Below are 23,542 nucleotides of genomic sequence, written 5' to 3' on the forward strand. Positions count from 1 at the left end.
TGCTCGCTTGCTAATCCGTATTTTGAATATCCTAAGCACATCACGCATTGCTTTAGTCGCTGACTAAACTCATTCAATGCTTGCCAGTATATGGTTTGCACTGACAGACTGATTGACTGCATACGCGATTCTGCGTACAGTTTTGATCAATATGGCCGACGCCTCTGCATTTATGTACGCGTCGGTTCTCATTTCTATTTGACGTTTTCTAGACTTCAGACTCAAGATCATCTTTAAGGCGTTGTATCTGGTGCATTGCTTGGTGTAACAGGGTAACGATACCAATATCGCTGTTTGATAGCCTACGCCAATACACAAAATGCTTTTCATAACGGAAGTAAAAACCACTGACACCAAACTCAGCGGGTATCGGTCGTGATAAAACCTCACCTGTTTCGATCTTCTGAAAAGCGTCAAACAATCCTGTAATGTAACGGTCGGCTTGTGCCTCACCCCAAGTAGCACGGGTATAGCAATATATCTCATCTAGACGAAACGATGCCGCTTCCTGTATGAGCACCTTGCTCATGCTGTTTGCTTATTACGGTTAATAATGTCCAAGGCAGTCAGGCTGCGATAAGAAGACTCAGGCGCATCAAAGGCCAGTTTCAACTCAGCTTTTAAGGTTTCAAAGCCCAAAGACTCGACCCGCTCTTTATCTCGACGAATGAGGTCACGAATGTATTCACTGACGTTGTCATAGCTGCCTTGCTCGCCGATGTTGGCTGCAACAAATTCACTCAACTGTCCTTTAAGACGGACGGTAATGGTCGTTGCTTGAGTCATTAGCTTAGCCCTCTTGATTAATCTGTAATAAATATAACCAACAAACACCAAGAAACCAACGTTATTCTTTACAAACTCATACGTGCCGACCCAGCGCGGTGGGGTGGTATTTTTGGGTTGGGCTGCGCGGTGAATCAGGTTGAGTCATCTCGATTAAGTTTTGCTGTAATGCGGGCTGCAAATAATTCTTTAAACAACTTGGGCGATGCTTTAAGCCCATAGCCTGCAACAGCATTTTAGTGCTTGCCTCGCCATTATTTAAGGAGCCTCTGAATAACTCCCCACTTTTTGCGATAATAGCCGCATCGACCTTTTTTTTGCCCAGTGAGCCGAATCATGAGCCAACTGACCTTTGCCGAAGCAGAGTACCAGAACAAAAAGCGTAAGACGCGTCGTGAGATTTTCTTGGAAAAAATGGATGCCATTATTCCTTGGAAGCGCTTGGAGAATCGCGCCGCTAAGCATTACCCAAAAGGTGAAATGGGGCGTCCCCCTTATCCGCTCAGTGTGATGCTGCGTGTGCATTGCTTGCAGTTGTTCTACAACCTTAGCGATCCTGCTCTGGAAGATTCGCTGTATGAAATTGAATCAATACGCCGCTTTGCAGGATTGCGTTTGTCAGACAATATTCCTGATGAAACAACGATTTTAAACTTCCGTCACTTCCTTGAAAAGCATGGGCTGGGCAAGCTATTTCTGAAGGAAATTAACAAGCACTTGCAGCATCAAGGCTTGCTGTTTCGCGAAGGCACCATTGTGGATGCCAGCATTATTTCCGCACCGAGCTCAACGAAAAATCAAAGCCGCAAGCGCGACCCAGAAATGCATTCCAGCAAGAAAGGCAACCAATGGCACTTTGGCATGAAGATGCATATCGGCGTGGATGATGTCACAGGTATGATTCATAGCGTGGAAAGTACGGCTGCCAATGTGCACGACGTAACCATGACTGCAAGCCTTCTACATGGCGAAGAAAAGCGTGTATTTGGTGATGCTGGATACCTAGGTGTTGAAAAACGCAGGGAAAACAAAGAGCGCAAAAATCTTGCCTGGCTGATCAGTGCTCGAATCAGTAAGCGTAAAACCATGACCGAAAATGAGCAGGAAATTGAAAAAATGAAAGCCAAGCTACGCGCTAAAGTTGAGCATCCGTTTCGCTACATCAAGTGCGTATTTGGCTATAACAAAGTCCGTTACAAAGGGCTTGATAAAAACCATAACCGTTTATGCCTGCTAGCAGGACTAACGAACCTCATGATCAGCAGAAAATACTTGCTGGCTTAGGGTTAGTGCGCCCTTAATCCGCCAAAACGGCGAATTAAGGGCTAAAAGAGGTGGTTTTACCTCGAAAACGGCCTTTTTTAGCTGTTTTTTTGAGTTTTCGAGTCATTTTCTGAAAAGCTCAATAATAAGCTGAGATTTTCAGAGGCTCCTTAACACGTGTAGCAAACTTATTACTTGTTCGGTTATTGCAGCACTAACTGTAGATGCCTCGGATTCACTCGTCACAAAACCAGCATGTATTGGCAAACGCATCAGTGCTTGCTTGTTAATCTGTTTTGCCAGTCATGGATAGCTCGTTAAGCCCTTCTAATAGAACCATTTTGAAGGCAAAGCAAGGTTCTTGAGCGACAAATAGCAGCACACGAAGTAATAGCTGAACTTGTGCATAAAATGAGCTATTTCTATCCACTAAACGCCTCGGGCACCGTGATTTGATAAGTTTTATTAAGCTTGCCGCTTTCTACTACAGCGCGTTTCCTTGAGCCTAAATCGTAGTTTTGATACACCAGCAGAAATGTAAAAGCTGCCGAAGCCTTGATTACCACCATTGCCCGCCCCACGATAAAAAATCGCTTTGCGCAGCTTGTTGAATTAGGGCTGTTAGAGCGAAAAGAGAAAGGGCGTGGGGTTTGGTATGCTAGGGCAATCAACGGTTTTTGAAAAATCATGTATTTTCCAGTCCCTCACAAGCCGCTGCTGTTATTCTTGGCTCGCCGATTAATGGGCGGCAGGCTTGGAAAACAGCGCTGGGAAAAACAATAGCGGAAGTTGAGGAGGGTGTTTCGTGAATAAGAAAAGCGTTTGTGAACTAGTCAATAAAGATTGCAGCTTTTCAAGTTGATATGGTAGTGGTAGTTGAGCACCTGATACATAACATCTTCAAATATAAAGTGGATTAGTTCAGACCAGATCTGACACTTCGTCTTGAAAAGAAGAGAGTTATTATGTTCGCTATTTGACAATTCCCTCATTAAAACTCAAGCGTATGGGTGCCTTTTTTATAAAATGGACCTACACACAACTCACTGCCTTCTAAATCATCAGCTATCATGGATGTCGTATAAATTAGTTGAAAATTATTTTTAATATTCTTCGATACATTTACTATTTGTTCTTGAAAGTTTTGACTACGCTCTGGTTGCATTCCCTTATCCTCCATATTGTCCATGAGTAGTAAATTAGGCAGTCTAGAAAATTGATCATCTGCTGCATGAGCAAAAATAGAAAACCGAATACTATTTTTCATAACTACCATTGAACTAGCTGAAAATTTACTGCGCCCATTTACAAACATTTTGTCTTTAGCAAAATCAAACGTCACTTCCTCTGGATCTTTAAACGCTTTTTCATACCCACCATCTAATTTTAATAATTCAATAGCCTTAGACTCTATCGAGTTGTAAACGCTTAAATACCTACTTTCTTGTCGTGCTGTAATTTCATCTAGCTGAGAGTGTAAATTAGATAGACGCTGGTTGGCTTCTAACTTTTTTTGCTTTAATAAATCAACCTTTTGTGCTTGCTCTCTCTTTTCTTCGAGAAAAACTATTTGGCTGTTACTAAACCCTATTTCAGAAGCTAGACCTAACAGTTTTGCTTCCTTTTCATCTGAAGATGTATTTATTTCTTTTAGTTCTGTCTTAGCAAATATTAGCTGTTGTCGTATTTTTGGTAAGTTACCATTTATTTTATTGATGTCGGCTTCAAAAGATTCAATGAGCTTTTTGCTCTCATTAATTTGAAAGTTTAATTCATTCAGTAACTGAGAGTAGCCATATCCATTTTCTCCATTTTTATTAGGTGTCTTACATAAATTACAGAAACATTCATTATATACTTTAATTGGCTCCAAGCATGAAGGGCAGTATTTAAACGATATTTCTCCTAAAGTCGAGTAAGCTAACTGAGACTCTGATAATGCAACCTTGCGCTCTTCTATGGACCTTAAAAACATAGCAGTTTCTTTTAGTTCAATTTGAAGTTCTCGCCTTGTAGATTCAAGGGCTACTATTTCGTCAGATTTTTTATCTACAATTTCAGTTAGCTCCTTTATTCTAAGTAACACTTTTTCAGAAATATCATCAATCGTTGCTGTTCTAGTTGATTCTTTTGCTAACTCAAGATTGATAATATTCTTTTGAATTTCTTTGATTTCACTGTTTAGTGATGACTCACTAATCAAACTTTCATTACTTCCAAACATTCTGTAGATAGCTGTTAATTCAGCATCTATCTTTTCAAAATCTTTATTGGCTTGAATTAATTCTTGACGAATGTTAAATGCTTCTAAAGTATCAATTCCTAATAAGTATTCGCCAATAGCTCTCCGTGTTGTTACGTTATCAAACTTTTGATCTTCTTTTAAAAGCTTAGTAGTTGCAGACAGCTGATCTACATACATTAGTCTCAGGATTTGGTGCATAGTAAGATTGTTGTCATCATTCGTTTTGTATCTAGGCATGTTTAATAATTCAAACATATGCTGAGAATAACTATGCACATCATTATTTCGACGCATAGGATATTTTTGCCACCCATCAATAGAGTTTATGGCCCTATCAAAATCACCATCAAAAAATTGAATATGTTCTTGCCCTGTATGGGTTATGTTTCTCTTTAATGTAATCGGGGTGTTATTTACTGATACTTGAGTGATCACATAGTCACAACGTGCTTGTTCATCTGTCCAGTCAGCTGTTTCTGAGCCTAAGCCGTAAGTTAACAAATCCATTATTGTTGACTTACCAGTACCGTTGGCACCTCTTATGATATTAATCCCGGATTTAAAAGTTTGATCATATACAAATTTGCCAGCAGCATATACTGCGAACCTATCCACAAAAAGTGTAAACTGACTCATGCTTTCACCATATCATATCTATATTCCATCAGCCCTGTACGCGACTTAAGACCATCACGTCCTGCAAACTTAACTTTAGGAAATTCATTAATTAAAATTTGGAACCAGCGTTCACTAACTAGTCTCCCTGAAAGAGCCTGTTCCATAAATGATGTTAGTAGCCCTTTTTCAGTCCGCTTCAAAAATCCACTCTCAAAATCTTCTTTGCTGAGCAATTCTTTTGCAATTAAATTTTGTATTGCAGTAGATTGAAATGACTCTAACTCGTACAAAATACGTTTAATATTCCTAAGTGACTCAAATGGTTCAGGAATGTTTGAAAATTCTTTACGCAAAGTGCTCAGAGACTGGGGGAGTGGCGTAATCAATTTTAAAAGACTTGGAAATAGAGTATAAAAATCTATCATCCTGTATACATCTATACTTAGCTTCTCATGTTCAGAAAATTCCAAAATCAACAAAAGTCGATAAACACAATGATTAATATCTTGAGCAGGGTGATATATCAGCATGTTTTAGACCATTCTAAATGGCACTTTCCTGTGAGGAAATAAAGCATTCCACTTACTGTTTCATATGTTATCAATGTATCGTACCTTACAACTGCTTTATGGATTGGCTCGACTAAATCTACCTGAATTGTTGAGTCAATTTCCACTCTAGATACCTCTGTATCAATCAGTGGTTTTACTTTTGAATGCCAAATGGAGCTAATTGCAGACAATATTTGCACGTATACATGTTGCTCAATCAGTGACATTTGGTTTTTAGCAACTCTGCGTTCAAGGAAACGCTGAATAAAACCAATCAAACCAGCCAATCCATGCGGATTTAAAATTCAGCTCTTAAATTTCAACTTCAGGGCCATAAAAAACCTTTTTATCAGCAGTTTTACCCGTTTTTGCTGCTTTTCCCGGCAGCTTACCGGTTTTTAGGCGGATTTATCCCGCCAACGGCATACATCGCTTCGACAAGAACAGGTTTGCCAAGGCAAACAGGCTATAGAGATGGGCTGTGTTTTTCGCCAAGCCACGGTAGCGAGTCTTGCGGTGACCAAAGTGCACTTTGACCCAGTAAAAGGGATGCTCAACCTTGGCGCGTATCCGGCTCTTTAATTTTTCGATTTTGTCAGCCAGTTGACCTTCTTCTGTGCCGCTATCGCGCAGCTTTCGACGCTTTCCATGGCGCATGGCTACCACCCACTCCACATCTTTATCCTTATTTTCTTCCCGTTTGTCAGCCCCCAGATAACCAGAATCACCGTATACCTGCTGTTCCTCGCCGTGTAGCAAAGCATGAGCTTGGTTCACGTCGTGCACGTTGGCCGCAGTGGTGACCAGTGTGTGCACCAAACCGCTAGCCGCATCAACACCGATGTGAGCTTTCATGCCAAAGTAATACTGATTGCCTTTCTTAGTGGAGCGCATTTGCGGATCACGGCTTTTACTCTTATTCTTGGTGGAAGGTGGTGCGGCAATAATTGTAGCGTCAACCACCGTGCCTTCCTTGAGGTACAAGCCCTTGCTCGCCAGTTGGTAATTGACCGCAGCAAAAATTTGTTGAGTCAAGCTGTGAGTTTCCAGCAGACGACGAAAACGCAACAAAGTGGTCGCATCCGGCACGGCATCACGCCCAAGATCAATATCCATAAACAGCTGAATTGCTGCGCTGTCATAAACGGCATCCTCAGTTCCTTCATCGGAAAACCCCATGACCTGCTGTAGGATGTACATACGTAACATGCGAGAAAGCCCCATAGTCGGACGACCTCGTTTGCCGTCAGATTTCGGATAGTACGGCTCAATCACTGATTCCAGAACAGACCAAGGCACCAGAGTTTCCAGGTCCATCAACAGTCGATCCCTACGGGTTTGCTTCTTTTTGCTGACGAACTCGGCTTCGGCGAAAGTGATTTGCATGACTGTGGACTCGATACTAATTACGGATTGGACTATTTTACCAAAGGCTGCAGCCCGCTTGGGGTTTGTTCAGTGTTTCCTCAAATTTATTTTTTAAAAAAATAGCGCGTTCTTTTAGGTCTAATCTATCACCTTTGATGAGCTTTTTTTCAAGACCAATAATTTCACGGTTTGGATATTCAGTAATATAATCGGCAAGGTCATCAATAATATCCACAGCGCTTTTATCACCACTCAAATACTTTTTTATCTGTTCAATAGCCTGCTCTAACGAGCTTAATGTGATGAAATTATTATCGCCGTTATGGGAAGCGCCGTCGTAAGTAATACTTATTTTATTGCTCATAGCTAAAAATTATTATCGCCGTTATGAGTTGATTGATTGCCATAGCTGATCTCTATTTTTTTATTGGAGCTGTTAGACTTTGGTGTATCTGATTTTTCTTTATTATTTTTTTCTTTGCTGATTGCAAGCATTAAAGCAATTACAAGACCACATATTATCAAAACGATGGCAAAAAATAATCTTTCTGAACCGAGAGCTTCAACTATCTTTTCATTAAATAAATGATTTATTAGAAAACTAAGCAAAAATCCAACAACACCGACAGCACCAGTTGTTTTTATTGCTTTTATCCAGATATTTTCCATCACTATTTTATTCACCCTTGATCTAGTTATTGTTGGTGTTTTTTTATAAATTTAGACTTCATATGGTCTGTGAACTCGAACCTTGCCAGTCAGCAAATCTTGCATTAGTGCTTTTTTAGTTAGTTCATAGCTTTTTAATAGCTGTTGTTTTGAACGCAACCGATTTGCGATTGATTCCATAACATCAATAATTTTTTGTTGTTCACTAACTGGTGGTAGTGGTATTTGATACTGGCTAAACTCTGAAAAATCTAGGCTTTCCACTGTATTCCCTGCCTTTAAGGTAGCGCGAAGCACTTTATGGTTATTCGCTTGTAAATAATGAAACAGGTATAAAGCTAGCACTTTGTCATTAACAATCAAGGCTTTCATGTCTTGGTTTATCGTTACGTCAACAGCGGCTATGGCTACAGGTAAGGTGTGTTTTAAAATGCCACTTCTTGCGACGATTAAAATAGAACTTGCTGGCACGTTGTTGGTTGATGAGGCAGTTATGGCGTGCTCGGTAATATAATCTTCTGTTTTTTCGATAAATTCCGATTTCATATCTTTAGGCGAAACCCAAGGTATGTTGCCGTTCCAAAACTCTTTGTTTGCTTTACTTGGCGTGCCGCCACCTTTCCAGCTACCTGCTTTGCCAAGAGATATAACTTTCCATGTTTTCGGTATTCGCCCTATGGGGGTGTTTTTGAATTCGGTGTGGCCGATGCCTTGGGTGAGGAGTTGTTGCATCATGCCGATTTTTAGGTGTTTGAGTTTGTCGATTTGGGCGCGTATTTTTTCGATGACGGTATCGACGGAGGTTAGGATGGTGGCGATTTTTTGTTGTTCGGGGAGGGGGGGGAAAGCTGATTTATAACTTAGGTACTCCGCCAACTGAAAGTTAATAATTCCAGTAGTTTGTTGCTGAAACTTTAGTACGGTTCCGTTCTGGTACTCAGAGTAAAGCTTATAAAACAAGAACTTGCTGTCGCACGTATCTACAGGAGAGAGTTTCTGCGTAAAATTTGAGAAGAGGAAGGGTTTGTACTTATCAAAATAAACCACTCGTCCAACTGGTTGAGTTGGACTGCCTCCTGATTTTTCTAAAACTATATCACCAAATTTTAGAGATTTTGCGAGGCGTTTCCGCTCGTCAATATTACGGTACGCTAATTTTGAATAGTCAATGATTCCGTTTGCTGTGAAGTTTGTTGATCGCAGTACAGGAATGTCATTCGCATCACCAACAGCTTCAGCACCCCACTCACCAGTAACAGATTCAGATATGTAATCTCCGAGCTGGTCATACGACCAACCTTTAGGAACTAAATTATTCATATCCCAGCTCCTTTAAATACCCGCGCATTATTTTTTCTGCTTCGGCGACTTCGGCGTCCAGTTCATTGAGTGATACGCGGTATTTATCCCACCAGTGTTCCAGTTGGGTGATGACGCTGGCGGCGGTGTCGGTTGGCACGGTTTCGCGAATCTGTTCTTTGCTTTCTATTTCGGATTTGAACAAGTAATAGTCCGCATCACGAGTAACAAACACGCTGCTTATATCAAAGTCGCCAAGTATTTCTTGGCGGATGTAGTCATCTTCTACTTCGCGCACAGGAATGCCGCCGTGGAGGATGGCGCGCACGTCGAATATTTCCGGTGGTGGGCTGGTGTCGGCATAGCGGCGGATGTTGAGGTTGTAATCGTTTTCGGCAATCTCGGCCAAGGTGAATACTTTGGAGTAGCGTTTAATATCTGTGTACTGCTCAAAGGTGCTGACGATTTTTTCTATATCTTGTGAGCGCAGGGTGTTTTGGTTTTTGCCTTCTTGGTAGTCCAGTTCGCCATTAATAAACAGCACTTTGCCTTTGCGTTCGGCGGGTTTGTTTTTGTTGATAATCAATAAACAAGCAGGAATGCCTGTGCCATAAAATAAGCCAGAAGGCAGGCCGATAACGGCTTCCATTAGGTCGTCTTCAAGGATGCCTTGGCGGATGGCTTTTTCGCTGGAACCTCGGAACAGCACGCCATGCGGCATCACCACACCGGCCATGCCTTCAGCGTTAAGGCTGGCGATCATGTGCTGCACAAAAGCTAAGTCGCCAGAATCTTTCGGTGGCGTGCCGTAGGGGAAGCGACCGTAAGGGTCAGCATCGGCTTCGTCTTTGCCCCACTTCTTTAAGCTAAACGGTGGGTTGGCGATCACCCGGTCAAAGGTCATCAGCTCACCGCCTTGGGTGTGTTGCGGATTGCCCAAAGTATCGCCTTTGCGAATATCGGCGCTGTAGACACCGTGCAAGAACATATTCATCTTGCAGATGGCCCAGGTGTTGAGGTTCATCTCTTGGCCGAACAAGGAGAGGTTCGATGGGTTTTCGCCGTGCCGTTCCAAGTAGTTACGGGTTTGCACCAACATTCCGCCAGAACCTACAGTCGGGTCATAGATGCGCATACCGGGCTGCGGTTTAAGCAAGGTGACTAATAGCTCGACCACTTCCGATGGCGTATAGAACTCACCGCCTTTTTTACCGGCGCTGTCGGCAAACATCTTAATCAGGTATTCGTAAGCCGTGCCTAATAAATCAGGGCGCTCAAAGTCTTTATTGCGCAGACGGTGGCGGCTGAAGTGGCTGAGCAAATCACGCAGCTTTTTATCCGACAGTTTGTTTTTGATATTGAAGTCGATAGATACCAACACACCTTCCAGCGAGGCGTTGTGTTCTTCGATGGCTTCCATGGCTTTGTTCAGCTCGGCGCCGATGTCGTGCTTAAGGTCTTTAATCGCATCCCAGCGCGCAATCGGTGGGATATAAAAGGTGGTGTCGTATTCGTCTTCATCATCCGCTAGCTCAAGCGCTTGCGCTTCAGTCTTACCGGTACCGATGTAATAGGCGACCACACCTTCTTTAGCTTCATCAAAGGCATCGGATAGGCGCTTTAAGAACATCATGCCGAAGATATAATCTTTAAATTCAGAGGCATCCATGTTGCCGCGCAAAATATCCGCGGCTTCCCATAAAAAGGACTCAAGTTGTTGCAGGGTGACTTTCTGGCTCATTAACGGGGTTCCATGTACAGCGGTAACAACAGGATAGGCAGTTCTCAGCTATATGACTCACTTTAGATGGGTCAGTAAGGTTGGCGGAACGGCCTGTAGATAAAGGGTTTGAATGCGGTCGAGCATAGCGCTAAAGCTAGGGTTGGGGAAGTCAGGCTTTATCTGGTTTCAGTTTTGACATGCTACTAATAAGCTTATGTATTGCAATCGAACGAATACGAACGAAAGCGCACGAATACGAACGAACAATTAAGTAACCCGCTCATAACGCGTACTTCTACCGCCGCAACAGGCTTTATATCTTGATTCTCCACTAAACGCTTCAGTAAGCGTGTTGCCTGCGGTGGACTGATACGGCACAGGTCAGCAACACCCGAACGCTGAATAGCACCATGCTTATCAATATAGTTAAGGACCATTTGCTCGTGCTGAATGGGACTAAAGCCAGCCTGGCGAATGTACTCTGCTTGCTGGCCAGCGCTTTGGTAAAGCTGTGCACTTAAGGTGTAGGTACGTCCTCTACCGGTGCCATGCGACTCCAGTAATCCTATTTCAACCAATTTCTCTAAAGTGGCACGCACATTGGTTTCAGTCTTTTGCACAGACTCAACAAAGTCAGCTGTAGTTAAGCGGCGCTCTTCTCGCAAGCGTGACAAGATGATCAGTGAGTCAATTGGTAATCCGCCCAATTTATCCTCATGCTCGACTACCATTTTCAGAAACTCTAAATCAGGGGCTGCATTGGATAAGCTCAGACTGACTGTATAGCTGTTAGACAACGAGTAATCCGGTGCTGGGCGGCCATAGCGCAGCATCCCTTCAAAAATACGGTCGATACCACGCCCCGTTCTTTCCGCTAAACCGATGCGCTTAATAATGTCAGCTAACAATGGGTTGCGTGATCGTGGTGATACCACTAGCAAATTTGTCAGATTCACCCCATCAATAAATCCACCTGGGCTACTGATGTTAAGGCCATCGTCATCCAGCTTTACGTGAACCGCACCGAGCATGCTGTAGTCACGGTGTACCAGCGCATTAACAAAGGCTTCACGAAAACCACGGCGATCATGATTAGGTACAGGGACACGGAACAAACCAACCTGGATCTCTTCTTCAATAATCCAAGGTCTGAACTGTAAATCCACCTCCTCAAAGGTCTCAAGCAGCGGCTTACGATAAAACTCATTGACCTGGACATCGGTGCCACGTAACACCTAAAACGCCACCTCGCAGCTTGGCAGGTGCTGTCGCAGTAGTGATTCAGTACCGAGCAATAACAGCCCTGCAACGGTAGGATGACGCTCTCCATTGCGATCCATGACCAAGCCTAGTGCATTGTCTAACTCTTCATCCGCTAGCGGCAGAAGACTCTGATCACCGCCATACTTTTTAATAGCATTGCGTATACGTAGCCTTTGGATGGGATCAAGCTGCTCTACCTCGACTTGTTCTACCAAGGTCGCTGACGGGTCAACCAAGTTCATTGATGACTGGCGCTGGGTAAACTCATACGGATAAAAAGGAACAGCTTCAGGCGTACCATCAGCTTTAAGCCTGCGGCGTTGTAACAAGCCTTCAGACGTTGAAATAAGCGGTCGTGACTTCTGCACGACAATCTGTGCAACCACGCAGCCATTTATGCTGTGTTCGATAACTTCTACAGAAACTGATGGCGTGGCTTTGTTGGCTATAAATGCAGCTAAGCCCTGCATGTTCAAATGGCTACGATGCAGTCCAGTGACTTCACCATCGTCCTCCACACACCCAGCAAGAGGCTGCCACCCTCGGTATTAGCTAAAGACACCACAGCCGCAATCAAATCTCGATCAGGCAGCCTCTTCACATCACTTTTGAATTCTAGCGTCAGGCTCTCACCTTGCTGGATAAGCTCTTGGAGCTCGTTGCTATCTTGGTCCATTAACAACCTCTGAAGCAGCAGCTATTTATGTGACATCACGAAAATAGTTTATTTAATGTGTTTAATTCTAGTTTAAATATTCACAGGCTTCTTAGCTAAGTCTATGCAACGCTTGAAGCTATTCGAGCATAGGAACCGCATAGAATCGCTTCTATTTCCACATCAATGAAAACCACGCCCTGCGCGAGCCTGCTCAACTTAGACAAGCATACCGCACCAAATCACTGCTAATTACAAACAATGAGCTGGCACGTTACACCTATGTCAATTTAGCGCCGACTGCCACCAAAGCAATGCCTGCTGCCTCTCACCTTGGTTGCATCCTTGGCCAAGTAACTCGCCCTTTCGAACAAAGCATCTTGACTATCCAGATCCCTCTCAGTGATGAGATAAGTAGCATTCTTAGGCAGGTGGACTAAACCTAGAACCTCCTCAGCTGTAATACCCAAAGCTGCAGCCCAAGCCTCGATCAATCTATTAAAGGTGTTAGGTCTACCTTGCTCATACTTACCAATAACGTTAAACGCATCGTGATTCAGAAAAAACACAAAGTGATAGTGCGGCCTACCCGTTTGCACCTCTTCACGCGCCCATACGTACCGTACACTAGAACGATGAGCGTATTTATTATCACGTCTAGCTCTCCTGCGTGCATGGTCTATCTTGGACTTAAACGAAGATATGAACCGGTCAATCAATCGGTCCTTTGAAAGTAACTCAAAATCCTTGGGCAGCTTTAGGTCAACTCTAAAAGCAAAAGTCCTTGAGTGATCATTGATTGAGGAGTTCATAACATCGATGATCTTATCCAAATAACTGCGAACAAATGGACCCTTGTCACGCATCAGAGGGTAACCCCTGTAAGAAAACCCTCTAATCAACTCATCTGAATATTTGTACATTGCCGTTACCTTTATCTTGAAGGTAAACATGCAGTACCGATCCTCATCAGCTTGACGGATACTCAAACGTATTCTCACCAGGCACATCAATAGGTAATGCTTGAATGGGTTAGCATTCAGCTCTGTGTGTCGGGGGATGAAAAGTATTGAGTATCGTTTGACAGCAGCTTAGAAACTGCTAATTCGTAGGTATATGTACGGTATGAGTTAGCCGTAGAGTTTCAATTATAAATGCTCGTACTGGCGTACATAAAGCATAATGCTCGTACTGGCGTACATAAAGCATAAAGCTATAACCGAGAAAATGTCATGCCATGACGGCAGAGTTCACACGACTTACTGGAGCTGAAAGGTTCGGCACCCACGCTTACGCTGTAAAGTGAAAATTCTAATTTAGTCTGGTAAAGATTATTCAGTCATCAAAAAATCAAGCTGAGCCCCGCTCCATTATCGGCGCATCACGCTGAGCGATTTTCGCTTCTATCCAGTCCAACACCTCGCCTTCAACCCAAGCAACAGAACCACTCCCTAGCTTGACCTGCTTAGGGAATCCTTCGGTATCAATGTATTTATAAATAGTTGACTTAGCCAAGCTAGTCAGAGCCATGACATCTCTCATTTTCAGTAGCTTCATGTTGCACCTCGGTATGTTTTGACATACCAAGTGCCTTGTTAGTATTTTTTTAACTCGCTATACACCCGACCCGACTAAAAGCAGCTCCAGTCATTACGCATAGTATAAAACTCAAAAAACTTAGCCTCATAAAACTTCTAGACAATATCATCCTGCCACAGTAAATTAATAGACACGTATATTTAGCACCAAAACCCCTATAAACAAAGACATTAGCGGCTATTATCACATCTAGATTATCTCTAAAAAACATCTAGATTATCTCTAAAAAACAATTATAAACACTCTAAAAAACTGCTGGATAGCATCTACATAACATCTAGAAATGGTCTTGATATTCCCAACACTATACAAAAGGATATTTAATTATGAGTTCAACTTTGGATACAAAAGATGAAGCCAAGCTCCGCTTCGACGAAGAGCCTGAGTGCAGGGAGTTACTCAAGAATCTGCAACTTGATGAATTAATGCTTGCAGCAGTACTTCTGTCGGGGAGATACCCAAAGTCCATACCAAAAGACAAGAACGCACTAATCCAGACCTGCATTAATGAGCTAGCCACAATCAAACGGGTAAGTAAAAAAAAGACGCTTACGAACACATTAGAATCGATACAAGAGTACGCATCCACTGCCGATCAATCGCAATGGATCAAAGATCCAATGCCAAAAAGACTCGAAGCATTTTTACGTAATCAGTTTTCTTATGGATGGATAGACACAGACGGCATCTCTAACAAAAAGCAATTTTTAATGATGTACAACCTGGGAGTAATTCGCAGCAGGGGAGGAAGCAGGCGGGACAGACGGGGCCGCCAAAGCTCCCTACGAAAATTGAAAAATGACTGGTCCAATATAGAAAGCCTAAACGAGCTAAAAAGCATAGCTGACGCAGATACAAAAGAATTCCTAGAGCATTTTTCTAAAGCATTTAAGAAAATAATCTCAGAAAACGTTCATAAATTTACTTTAATAAAACTCGATCCCATTCATCTTGAGACAATTGAAGACGCTTTAATATGGTTGGATGCATTTAGCCATAACTCTCTAGAGCGAGTAGCAATTACAGACAAAATACGCAGAAACTGGCAACAAAATCAGTACCGCAAAACGTCAGGAAAAAAACAAAAAAGCTTCGATCTACCAGAGAGCACTATTAAATCTCTCAAAAAACTTGCAAATACAAATAACCTAACTGAAACAGATGTAATCACAATCCTGATCAACGAAGAGCTAAAAAACGACATTTATATAAAAGAGGTTCTGAACAGAGCAAATGCACTACAGCGAGCCATAAATGGCGAATAAGGGATTTAAAATTCCCAACCGGCGGGTATTACGGCGGGTATTTTCATGATAACGGATGTTAAAATACTATAACCCATTGTTTTTAAAAGATATTTAAATTCTACTCAATATTCAGGTGCAAAACATCGAGTGATGACAAAATACGCACCACTGCTGCTGCATTCAAGCCCTGACTTATCAGGGCTTTTTAATCGATCAAAGGCGCGTTTCTAACAGCCTTAGATGCACCGTTAGCAAAACACCTCTGATATTTATCACGCCAAGGCTAACGGCCACAGCCCCACCTCTCCCGCACGAAACGTGCTTTTACACCTCTATTTAAGCAATTCGCATATTTTGATTCGCACAGCAGATGTATCAAACCTGCCGCGCCCAGCAGCGCTGCGCATGGCTTTTAGCAAAAACTTATTTTTAGATAAGTTTTTGCTAAAAGAATTTCGATGAACCCCATGCGAAATGTCTTGCTTTTTGTTACCATTTGTAACCGCCCGTAGCCCGTGCCTTACTGCTACATTCCCTTTGACCAACTTTGAGAAAACCTTATGCTGCGAAGTTTATTTATATTTGTTGCTGCTGCGTTGCTGTCAACGCCTGCATTGGCCAGCGTGTCTGGTGAGGCAACAGGTCATTTAAATGCTACAACGACCCTTGCAGGTTATTTAGCAGTTTTTGTTTTTGCCATCGCCTACATGGTTGTTGTAGCCGAAGAAAAGCTGCAGCTACGTAAATCTAAGCCAGTCCTTATTGGTGCGGGTCTAATTTGGGTACTGGTCGGACTCGTTAGCACTGACCCTGCAGCAACTAAGTCGGCTTTTAGCGGCAACTTCCTCGAATTTAGTGAGCTGATGCTCTTTTTGCTGGTGGCGATGACCTATATCAGCGCTATGGAAGAGCGTCGCGTGTTCGAAGCGTTGCGTGCATGGATGGTGCGAAAAGGGTTTAGTTATCAATCACTGTTCTGGTTAACGGGTATTTTATCGTTCTTTATTTCGCCCGTAGCAGATAACTTGACCACCGCCTTGCTGATGTGTGCTGTGGTGCTCAAGGTGGCCGAAGGCCAAGACCGCTTTATTGCTATGTGCTGTGTCAATATCGTTGTTGCTGCGAACGCGGGTGGTGCTTTCAGCCCATTCGGTGATATCACCACGCTAATGGTATGGCAGGCCGGTAAGGTGCAATTCCTAGAGTTCCTCGACCTATTCTTACCATCGGTCGTTAACTTTTTAGTACCTGCAGTGGTTATGAGTTTCTTTGTTCCTAAGGGAAGACCTGCCAGCATCAGCGAAGAAGTTGAGATGAAGCGTGGCGCTAAGCGCGTTATGGCGTTCTTCTTGTTGACCATTGTTACTGCGGTTTGCGGCCACCAGTTCTTAGGCTTACCGCCTGTATTTGGCATGATGGTCGGCTTGGGTTACTTGCAGTTCTTCGGCTACTTCTTACGCATGAGCTTGCCATCCTCTTTGGCGAAAAAGCGTACAGCTGCCGAGCACAAAGCCGACCAAGAAAAACTGCGTTACTTAGGTAGCGTCGTGCCTTTTGATATCTTCAAAAACGTCGCCCGTGCTGAGTGGGACACCTTGTTGTTCTTCTACGGCGTAGTGATGTGTGTAGGTGGTTTGGGCTACCTCGGCTACCTCGAGTTAGTGTCTGTCATGTTATTTGACGGTCTAGGTGCAACGCTTGCAGCATTTGGTATCGGTGTCATTTCTGCGATTGTCGATAACATCCCTGTGATGTTTGCGGTATTGCAAATGGACCCAGCCATTAGCCATGGCCATTGGTTGCTAGTGACCTTAGCAGCTGGTGTGGGTGGTAGTCTATTGTCTGTTGGTTCTGCTGCCGGTGTTGCCCTGATGGGTGCAGCACGTGGTCACTATACCTTTATGAGCCACTTGCGCTGGACGCCTGTTATCTTCTTGGGCTATATCGCCAGTATGTTAACTCACCTGTGGTTAGGCAATATCTTAGGTGTGTTTGATATCTACGGTTAATATCTGCTACATACAAAAAGGGCGCATCATTAGCGCCCTTTTTTATTTTATCTCTACTGTATTCCCGCTCTACCTACTCAAGCTCACATTTCGATTAGTTTTCCAGCATCATTCGCGCAATTTTCTCCAATAAAGAGCTTTGCGTCACCTCTTTATAGCGCAGCAAATCCAACGTATAGGTGCGCAATAACAATTGTGCAGCCGCTGTATTGAGCGCATCCACTGGTTGGCCTGAAAAATCTTTCGCCACTAAATTGTAAACCCGTATCGCCTTATGCGGCGACTGGCTGATCTGATTGCTGGTGCTACAAAACAGCAAAGCTTCATCACCATTTTTTTGTATAAACAGTTGTTGATAGCGGCTGCTAGGGTGTCCTTTAGGCTTAGGCGTCAGATAGTACGGCAGGCAAGTACGCTGCGGGTGGCCAGTTTTCTGAATTTTTCCAGTATTGACGCGTGCTGTTTCTAAGCTACAGCGCTCGGCAGAGCCTATGATTTGTGGCACTCGATTCGTTGTATAGCGGCTGATAACCACCTGCTGCTCGACATCCACCAGATAAAAACTGTCATTGCGTAAGCGGTCAACACACTCAGTATTCATTCCAGGCACTTCATAACGCACCCGCTGCTCATCGTCGTACAGTTTGGCTGGTGAAATACTAAGCCGCCCTGACTTAAATTCAATGTGTGTTACGGCAATATAGCTGGCCTTGCCTTTACCCTTTTTAAAGTTGCGCACCGCCACCAAAATAAATTGACCGTCAGGCACTTGGAAGCCATCAATACAGCCATCCACCAACACAGCCTCTTTTAAACTTAGCTCATAACGCAGCATGGCTAATTGTGGCGCGATAATCGGCGCGGCTTCTGGCTTAAAGCGTGCAACTTTATTTAGATCAATATTAAGGCCTTGTAACACCTTGGAATAATGCTGCTCAAATGACAGCAGACGGCTCACTTTTAACCGACTGTAATAATCTAAATGCTGCAGCCGCTCTGTTTGTCCGCTGTGCTCTTTGCCTTGCGCAAAAGCCAACGCTTGCCAGAAGCTATTTAACTGTTTTTGCTCAAGCTCACCTTCATCATTCACAGCCAGTGCGCTAATGCTAGAGCCATTCTTTTTCTGCTCCGCATTAATGACCAAATAATTGCAGTGGGGGCTGAGCGCTTCAATGGCTGTCGGCTGGATGATATCCGCCGCAGCCAGATCCGTTTTTAGCTGCTGTAAAAAAGCCTGCCGCTGCTCTGCATGAGCGACCTCGCCGAGGTTATCAATCAACAGCAGCGGGCGTTGTAAGCGCTTTTCTTTAGCGCTTACAAATTGCAACTGACAATGAGTGGTTTGATACACCCGCGGCGTAAAAGCAATTTTACTGCTGGTTAAAATATTGCTGATGAGTCGCTGTAAGCGATTTTCGGCATGATTACGGCAACCTGCATAGTCTTTATTGGCAAAGCGCATATAGGGCATCTTGCTGTACCGCCGCCCGTCCACTTTTTTAATCACCTGTAACGTGGTTTGGTTGGCAATCAGCACGCGGTCTTCATCACCGACCAGCCCAAGCCCTGCATTTTTTGCGCGAAAGCAGCTTAAAAAAAGTTCAAAGGTTAAGTCTTGAAAATCAGGGGAATAAAATAGCTCGTATTTAAGTGCATCAATATAAAACTCGCCTTTCTTGCTGGGCCCACCAGGTTGCACGGCAGCGCCAAAATACAGCTCACTGTTGTAATCCACTGTACCCAGCTCGCTGTACTGCGCTACATCCGCAAGTAACAGCAATTTAATTCTTAAAGCCAATACAGTTTGCGCAATTTGATGGGTATTAAAGTGCTGTATATCGTGCAGTTTTTGCATCGTGAACTGCGCTTGAGGTGACAGATAGATCACCAAATACCGCACACCCGCATGTAAAACCTCATACTTTAACGCGCAGCTTGCTTTAACTCTGATTTTCTCAGCCACTGTTTGGCGTATTTCCTTATAAACAGCTTGCTGATGCGCCTCCCAACCCTGCTCTTTCGCTTTAGGCCGCTCAAGAATAAAGGCATCAATACCCCAGCCTTCTTCATCGTGAAACGCCAAGAGTTTTTGCAAAACCTGCTCGGCGGGTTCTTTGAGGTCAAACAACTGAGTGCGTGCCGGCGGTGCATAATTGGCAGGCTCTTGCAGCCCCCACTCAGCCGCCATATCAATCTGGTAGCCGCCTTTATGCGATGCATTGTTCTTCATTCTTGTTCTCCTTTTGGATCACTCTCAGCGGCGCCTAATAGCGCTAAGAGCGCTGGGCTTATACGTAACTGATAACGCAACTTGGCTTGATCTTTTAATGTGTGATGAGACTCATAAAGCGGAATGGATTTAAACAAATTCAAATAAAACAGCTGCTCTTGCGCCATTTGCTCGGCACGGTCATTCAAGGCATTGCGACTGTAACGGGTGTTTAAATACACCGCGTGCACCTGCTGGATCTGCGGGTTATTGACACTCAGCTGCTGTAACCTGTGCAACCTTTGCAGTGCTTGAGCATGAAGCTCTTGCCCTTGCTGACGGTGATTAGCACCCATGCGCCAGTTCTTCGCATCAATAGCAATCAGCTGCTGACCCACCCGGTAATACACATCAAAGTCTTCATAATAATGACTGCCAAGCTGCTCACACACTTGCTGGGGTGTGAGCGCCTGAATGCCGGCATGCTCAAGCACACGCTGCACTTGCCACTCACCGATATTACCCATTAACAGTGGGAGCAATTTAGGGACAGGCATATTGTGTTGCAGCGGCTCTGGCTTCAACTTACGGAAATCACTGAAGACCTTTTGCTCCAAAGCAAACGTATTGTCACTCATATCTTGATGGTAGGGTGGCAACAACTTCTCCGGCTGATAGGCCGTGGTGCCGCTGGCTAAGTCAGTTAAACCATAAGGATCATCAGCAGTATGCGCAACAATCACCTGTTCCCAGTCAGCCTCGCGGATGAGATAAAACTGATCAATGCAGTGCGCTAAAAAAGAATCTTTTTTAACCCACGCTGTGCGCTGAAGGCGGGCCATATAAGCTTTAGGGTTTTGAAAACTATCACTGTGACGCAGCGCCTCATTAAAGGCGATCGCATCAGAATCACCCGCTTTCGCTTGCGGTAAAATCTGCTGCACAAAGATCTTTTCAAACGCATCGTAGTGCTGGCAGGCTTGCTCCACTTTGTGCTCAAAAGAGCCGCGCTGTTGCGCATCCGCAAAGCTGGCTTGCTGCAAGTTATGCAACGCATGCGTGGCCCACGCATGATTGTGCAAACTTAAGGAGGCTAGCAACACCTGGGCATCAGGATGACGTTTTAAATCACGAAATACCCGCATAGCATTAAGCTGCACATCGTAAGGCAGCTGAATATAGCCCTGCATCAGAGCATCGCGCCGCTCGGTACGCCCAAAGGTTTGCATGGCTGTTTTGTGCAACTCCACAACATGCTCCCTGTCTAATAAGCGCCCTGCATAAGAATCGACTAAATCAGTCTCAAACTCATCCACACGACGCAAAACAGGGCCATGACTGTAGTGTTTAAGCAACGTAATATAGTTGGCCAAGGTATTGCGGCTACGGCTACCCGTCTGCGTATCCTTCTGAGTCACCTGACTCCAATAACTGCTGCACACCAATACCAATCGCTGAAAGTCCACCTGAAACACCCGCTCATCGAGCAGGTAACTCACATAATGGTTCAGCCCGGTGCTCGCCCCTTTAAAGTGCGACACCATGCAAATGGTTAGATCAGGCCGATCAACTCGCAGGTACTCACGCACCTGATCTTCACGGTTGAGCCTAGAATCAAACATCACCACACGCAGCGGATTTTTGTCTTTAAACGGCCGAAACTCAAAGACTCGATGCAAATCCTGACCTTGGCGTTTATCAATCATCAGCAGCCCCCGTTCTGGGGTGGAGCTGCGTGTTTGAGCATCCAAATACAAGCCCAGTACTCGAAAAAAACGACCACTTAAGCCAATACTTAAAGAGTGATTTTCAGTATAGGCCGCCAACATAACAGCTTGTAAATGCCGACAAAACTCACGATTGTGATAACGATTGTGCTTAATGTCGTGTAGGTAAGGCTGTAGCAGTTGCAGCCAGCGCTCATACACCCGCACAAATGCTGGCTCATTCACTACAGGCGATAGCAGCAGTTGCTGCTCATCAAAAACTTCAATATTGACCGGCCGTATCTGACTTCGCAGTGTGCGTACGCTGACGAGTGACTCGGTTGCCGCAAGATCACGGCAACGCGTGTGGAAGCCTAAAATACTGGCATAACGCTCTAAAAAAGGCCGACTGTATTGGCCATTATAGGTGCTAGGAAATCCTGCAGTCGCTGAAAGTAAAGTCACTGTATTGCGCGTTTGATACAGCATACGCAATAGACTAATTTCCGGTAATTCCTTAATCAGCTCCATACGAAACTTGAGTAAAATCCAGCCTTTGACTTGCTCAGCCTTCATCATTACCTGATCGCGCGGCGACAAGGCAAACAGGGTTTTTGGCTGAAAATAAGTAAAAAAATCATCAATAAACTGCGCATGATCACCTTGGCCAGCCAATAAGTATTTGGCCTCACCCTTGATCGCTTGCGCCTTACCAATAAAGCGCGATAACGGATTATTGTGATTGGCCTGCTCTTGCTGGGATAGCATGTGTTGCACATGACTGGGTTGCGCTAAAGTGGCGGATGCCGCTAAGACAGCCGTCACCGTTTGATACAACTCATAAAGGCTAAAGTTATTATCGTCTGCGTCATCAGCTGCCACATACATCTCAGTATACGAATAACGGCCATGGCTGCGTAAACGAATACGACGCAAATCAGCTTCACGATAAAAACGCTGAATCTGATGACTAAACACATTGCCAATCAGCGCAATCACCTGCTCAGTGTTGCGCCCATCCACCACCACGTCCAGCAAGGTATTTTGAAACAATTGAGTCAGCTGCTTGAGCTCAAAGTCAGCCCTTAAATCACACTTGGCTAAGGCCTTTTTAATCTCATCGATATAGTCTTTGAGCGCCTCGTAATTCGGCGCGCGCGGATCATCCGCACACTCATCCACAAACTCGATCACCCGATGCAAGGTCGCTAACAATGAAGGGAGCTGCACATCATCACTGAGCAGTATTTTAGTGACGCTTTGCTGAAAGATGGCATAGGCGTCATGCTCTTCATCCAGCACCAATGTAAAACGAATATCGCGCAAGGCAACAGGTGAATCTGCATCATGCACAAAATACTGCGTTTTTAACGCGTCTATGCGTTCACTTTCGGGTAACTGCGCCAGCTCTCCCAGAGGGTTATCTGGCAAGACTTTTTTCTGCCCTAATAGGTAATCTAAAGGGCGCGTATAGTGTACAAAACGCCCATCTTTACTCTGGCGTAGCAGAGTTACGCTGCCATCAAATTTCTTCGTGGTAGCCAGTAAAATACAGCGCTGATATAAGGCAGCCTGAAACGGGAACAGATGCTGCAACATACTAACAGCCAGCTGCGCCTTGCCCTGATGACCGTGCTCTGCTGCAGTAATCAGCCCCTCTATATCTGTGTTCAACCCATTGAGCAGTTCGACACACGCCTCTTGTAAACGGCGCACCAGATTAAAATTGCTTTTATCGAGTTGATCTTGCAGTAATTGCTGCTCATCAACAAAGCCTGCATCCGCTTCTTCAGATAAGCGTCTCTCAAGACGCGCGTGAGTAAACAGCTCTTCTTCTAGCCGGTTAAAAGCCACTAGGGCTGCGTTGGGCCCATCATTTAAGCTGCGTTTTAGTAACCCTGCTGCCTGCTTAATCCAGCGCTGGTAGCGATTTTTATTAGTGGCTTCTTCACCTTGCTGCTCTTGCCCCCAAGGAATAAAAGCCAAGTCAGCTAAGTCACCAATGGATAAAAAAGGCAAAACCTTAACCTGCTTGCGCTCAGCCAACTCAATAATCTCTGCTGGCAAATCAATCTGTGATTTGAGCGGCGTAATAAAAACCAAATTGCGATGCCCCTGCCCAGGCAACACAGCGGGGTTCACCGCATGGAGATATTGATAAAAAACGCTGAAGGTTTTACCGCTGGCGGTACCATCCTGAGACTGAATTAACAGCGGTGCTTCATCTTCAGTAAACTGATAAAACTCACCCGCTTTTTTACGGGCTTGGTTCACCACCTGCTGTAAATCATCCGGTAAAGGTTGCGCTGATAGGGCCATAGCTGCTCCTTGT

General features: G+C 44.4%; 23 protein-coding genes. 4 read left to right on the forward strand and 19 right to left on the reverse strand.

Features of this window, described 5'->3' with window-relative positions; all coding sequences use genetic code 11:
- Positions 1 to 208: 208 nt before the first annotated feature.
- From FXF61_RS12385 to FXF61_RS15330, 3 genes are all read right to left on the reverse strand, one after another.
- Complete coding sequence (locus FXF61_RS12385) at positions 209 to 529, reverse strand: type II toxin-antitoxin system RelE/ParE family toxin (protein WP_151185552.1); 321 nt, start codon at positions 527 to 529, stop codon at positions 209 to 211.
- The gene (locus tag FXF61_RS12390; protein WP_151185553.1) at positions 526 to 786 is read right to left on the reverse strand and encodes an addiction module antitoxin; all 261 of its coding nucleotides are present in this window, start codon (positions 784 to 786) and stop codon (positions 526 to 528) included. The genes FXF61_RS12385 and FXF61_RS12390 overlap by 4 nt, the downstream gene beginning before the upstream one ends.
- A 76-nt stretch (positions 787 to 862) precedes the next feature.
- The gene (locus FXF61_RS15330; protein ID WP_371921514.1) at positions 863 to 1,111 is read right to left on the reverse strand and encodes a Fic family protein; all 249 of its coding nucleotides are present in this window, start codon (positions 1,109 to 1,111) and stop codon (positions 863 to 865) included.
- Positions 1,112 to 1,122: 11 nt separating this feature from the next.
- Here FXF61_RS15330 and FXF61_RS12395 point away from each other — a divergent pair, with 11 nt between their 5' ends.
- Positions 1,123 to 2,070: an IS5 family transposase gene (locus FXF61_RS12395; protein WP_151183349.1), complete on the forward strand. Its 948-nt coding sequence runs from the start codon at positions 1,123 to 1,125 to the stop codon at positions 2,068 to 2,070.
- Positions 2,071 to 2,471: 401 nt separating this feature from the next.
- Here FXF61_RS12395 and FXF61_RS12400 read toward each other — a convergent pair whose 3' ends face one another.
- Positions 2,472 to 2,738: a hypothetical protein gene (locus FXF61_RS12400; RefSeq protein ID WP_151185554.1), complete on the reverse strand. Its 267-nt coding sequence runs from the start codon at positions 2,736 to 2,738 to the stop codon at positions 2,472 to 2,474.
- On the opposite strand from FXF61_RS12400, the gene FXF61_RS15335 reads away from it, so the two are divergent.
- On the forward strand, positions 2,727 to 2,858 hold the full coding sequence (locus FXF61_RS15335; protein WP_151185555.1) for a DUF4357 domain-containing protein: 132 nt from the start codon (positions 2,727 to 2,729) through the stop codon (positions 2,856 to 2,858). The genes FXF61_RS12400 and FXF61_RS15335 overlap by 12 nt on opposite strands.
- A 182-nt stretch (positions 2,859 to 3,040) precedes the next feature.
- Here FXF61_RS15335 and FXF61_RS12410 read toward each other — a convergent pair whose 3' ends face one another.
- The 13 genes from FXF61_RS12410 to FXF61_RS12455 all read right to left on the reverse strand — a co-directional run bounded on the left by FXF61_RS12410 (position 3,041) and on the right by FXF61_RS12455 (position 13,997).
- Positions 3,041 to 4,930 (reverse strand): AAA family ATPase, encoded by a 1,890-nt coding sequence (locus FXF61_RS12410; protein WP_151185556.1) that lies wholly within the window; start codon positions 4,928 to 4,930, stop codon positions 3,041 to 3,043.
- A complete protein-coding gene (locus FXF61_RS12415; RefSeq protein WP_151185557.1) occupies positions 4,927 to 5,442 on the reverse strand; it encodes an ABC-three component system middle component 5 in 516 nt (171 codons plus the stop codon). Before FXF61_RS12415 ends, FXF61_RS12410 begins: the two co-directional genes overlap by 4 nt.
- Positions 5,436 to 5,750 carry an ABC-three component system protein gene (locus FXF61_RS15340; RefSeq protein WP_371921492.1) on the reverse strand — a complete coding sequence of 105 codons (315 nt, stop codon included), beginning with the start codon at positions 5,748 to 5,750 and terminating at the stop codon, positions 5,436 to 5,438. The genes FXF61_RS12415 and FXF61_RS15340 overlap by 7 nt, the downstream gene beginning before the upstream one ends.
- A 121-nt stretch (positions 5,751 to 5,871) precedes the next feature.
- Entirely contained in the window at positions 5,872 to 6,849 is a 978-nt protein-coding gene (locus tag FXF61_RS12420; protein WP_151183574.1) for an IS5 family transposase, read from the reverse strand.
- Positions 6,850 to 6,886: 37 nt separating this feature from the next.
- The gene (locus FXF61_RS12425) at positions 6,887 to 7,195 is read right to left on the reverse strand and encodes a hypothetical protein (protein WP_151185558.1); all 309 of its coding nucleotides are present in this window, start codon (positions 7,193 to 7,195) and stop codon (positions 6,887 to 6,889) included.
- Between the two features lie 2 nt (positions 7,196 to 7,197).
- Positions 7,198 to 7,503, reverse strand: coding sequence for a hypothetical protein (locus tag FXF61_RS12430; RefSeq protein WP_178087312.1), 306 nt, complete (start codon positions 7,501 to 7,503; stop codon positions 7,198 to 7,200).
- Between the two features lie 48 nt (positions 7,504 to 7,551).
- Positions 7,552 to 8,820, reverse strand: coding sequence for a restriction endonuclease subunit S (locus tag FXF61_RS12435; RefSeq protein ID WP_151185560.1), 1,269 nt, complete (start codon positions 8,818 to 8,820; stop codon positions 7,552 to 7,554).
- On the reverse strand, positions 8,813 to 10,540 hold the full coding sequence (locus tag FXF61_RS12440) for a type I restriction-modification system subunit M (protein WP_151185561.1): 1,728 nt from the start codon (positions 10,538 to 10,540) through the stop codon (positions 8,813 to 8,815). The genes FXF61_RS12435 and FXF61_RS12440 overlap by 8 nt, the downstream gene beginning before the upstream one ends.
- A 194-nt stretch (positions 10,541 to 10,734) precedes the next feature.
- Positions 10,735 to 11,757 carry a DNA glycosylase AlkZ-like family protein gene (locus FXF61_RS15130; RefSeq protein ID WP_256663418.1) on the reverse strand — a complete coding sequence of 341 codons (1,023 nt, stop codon included), beginning with the start codon at positions 11,755 to 11,757 and terminating at the stop codon, positions 10,735 to 10,737.
- Entirely contained in the window at positions 11,758 to 12,255 is a 498-nt protein-coding gene (locus FXF61_RS15135; protein WP_256663419.1) for a hypothetical protein, read from the reverse strand. It abuts the gene before it with no gap.
- Positions 12,256 to 12,257: 2 nt separating this feature from the next.
- On the reverse strand, positions 12,258 to 12,461 hold the full coding sequence (locus FXF61_RS15140) for a helix-turn-helix domain-containing protein (protein WP_256663420.1): 204 nt from the start codon (positions 12,459 to 12,461) through the stop codon (positions 12,258 to 12,260).
- A 269-nt stretch (positions 12,462 to 12,730) separates the two neighbouring features.
- Complete coding sequence (locus tag FXF61_RS12450) at positions 12,731 to 13,393, reverse strand: inovirus Gp2 family protein (protein ID WP_256663421.1); 663 nt, start codon at positions 13,391 to 13,393, stop codon at positions 12,731 to 12,733.
- Positions 13,394 to 13,790: 397 nt separating this feature from the next.
- Positions 13,791 to 13,997, reverse strand: coding sequence for an AlpA family transcriptional regulator (locus tag FXF61_RS12455; protein ID WP_151185562.1), 207 nt, complete (start codon positions 13,995 to 13,997; stop codon positions 13,791 to 13,793).
- 368 nt (positions 13,998 to 14,365) lie between these two features.
- Between FXF61_RS12455 and FXF61_RS12460 the strand changes: the two genes are divergently transcribed.
- Entirely contained in the window at positions 14,366 to 15,304 is a 939-nt protein-coding gene (locus FXF61_RS12460) for a hypothetical protein (protein ID WP_151185563.1), read from the forward strand.
- Positions 15,305 to 15,846: 542 nt separating this feature from the next.
- Positions 15,847 to 17,295 (forward strand): sodium:proton antiporter NhaD, encoded by a 1,449-nt coding sequence (gene nhaD, locus FXF61_RS12465; RefSeq protein ID WP_151185564.1) that lies wholly within the window; start codon positions 15,847 to 15,849, stop codon positions 17,293 to 17,295.
- Positions 17,296 to 17,389: 94 nt separating this feature from the next.
- On the opposite strand, the gene FXF61_RS15005 is transcribed toward nhaD, so the two are convergent.
- The gene (locus FXF61_RS15005; RefSeq protein WP_218571809.1) at positions 17,390 to 19,525 is read right to left on the reverse strand and encodes a hypothetical protein; all 2,136 of its coding nucleotides are present in this window, start codon (positions 19,523 to 19,525) and stop codon (positions 17,390 to 17,392) included.
- Complete coding sequence (locus FXF61_RS12475) at positions 19,522 to 23,529, reverse strand: hypothetical protein (RefSeq protein ID WP_151185565.1); 4,008 nt, start codon at positions 23,527 to 23,529, stop codon at positions 19,522 to 19,524. Before FXF61_RS12475 ends, FXF61_RS15005 begins: the two co-directional genes overlap by 4 nt.
- Positions 23,530 to 23,542 lie beyond the last annotated feature (13 nt).

The sequence above is a fragment of the Pseudomonas sp. C27(2019) genome, from assembly GCF_008807395.1.
In the GTDB taxonomy this organism is placed as follows: Bacteria; Pseudomonadota; Gammaproteobacteria; order Pseudomonadales; family Pseudomonadaceae; genus Denitrificimonas.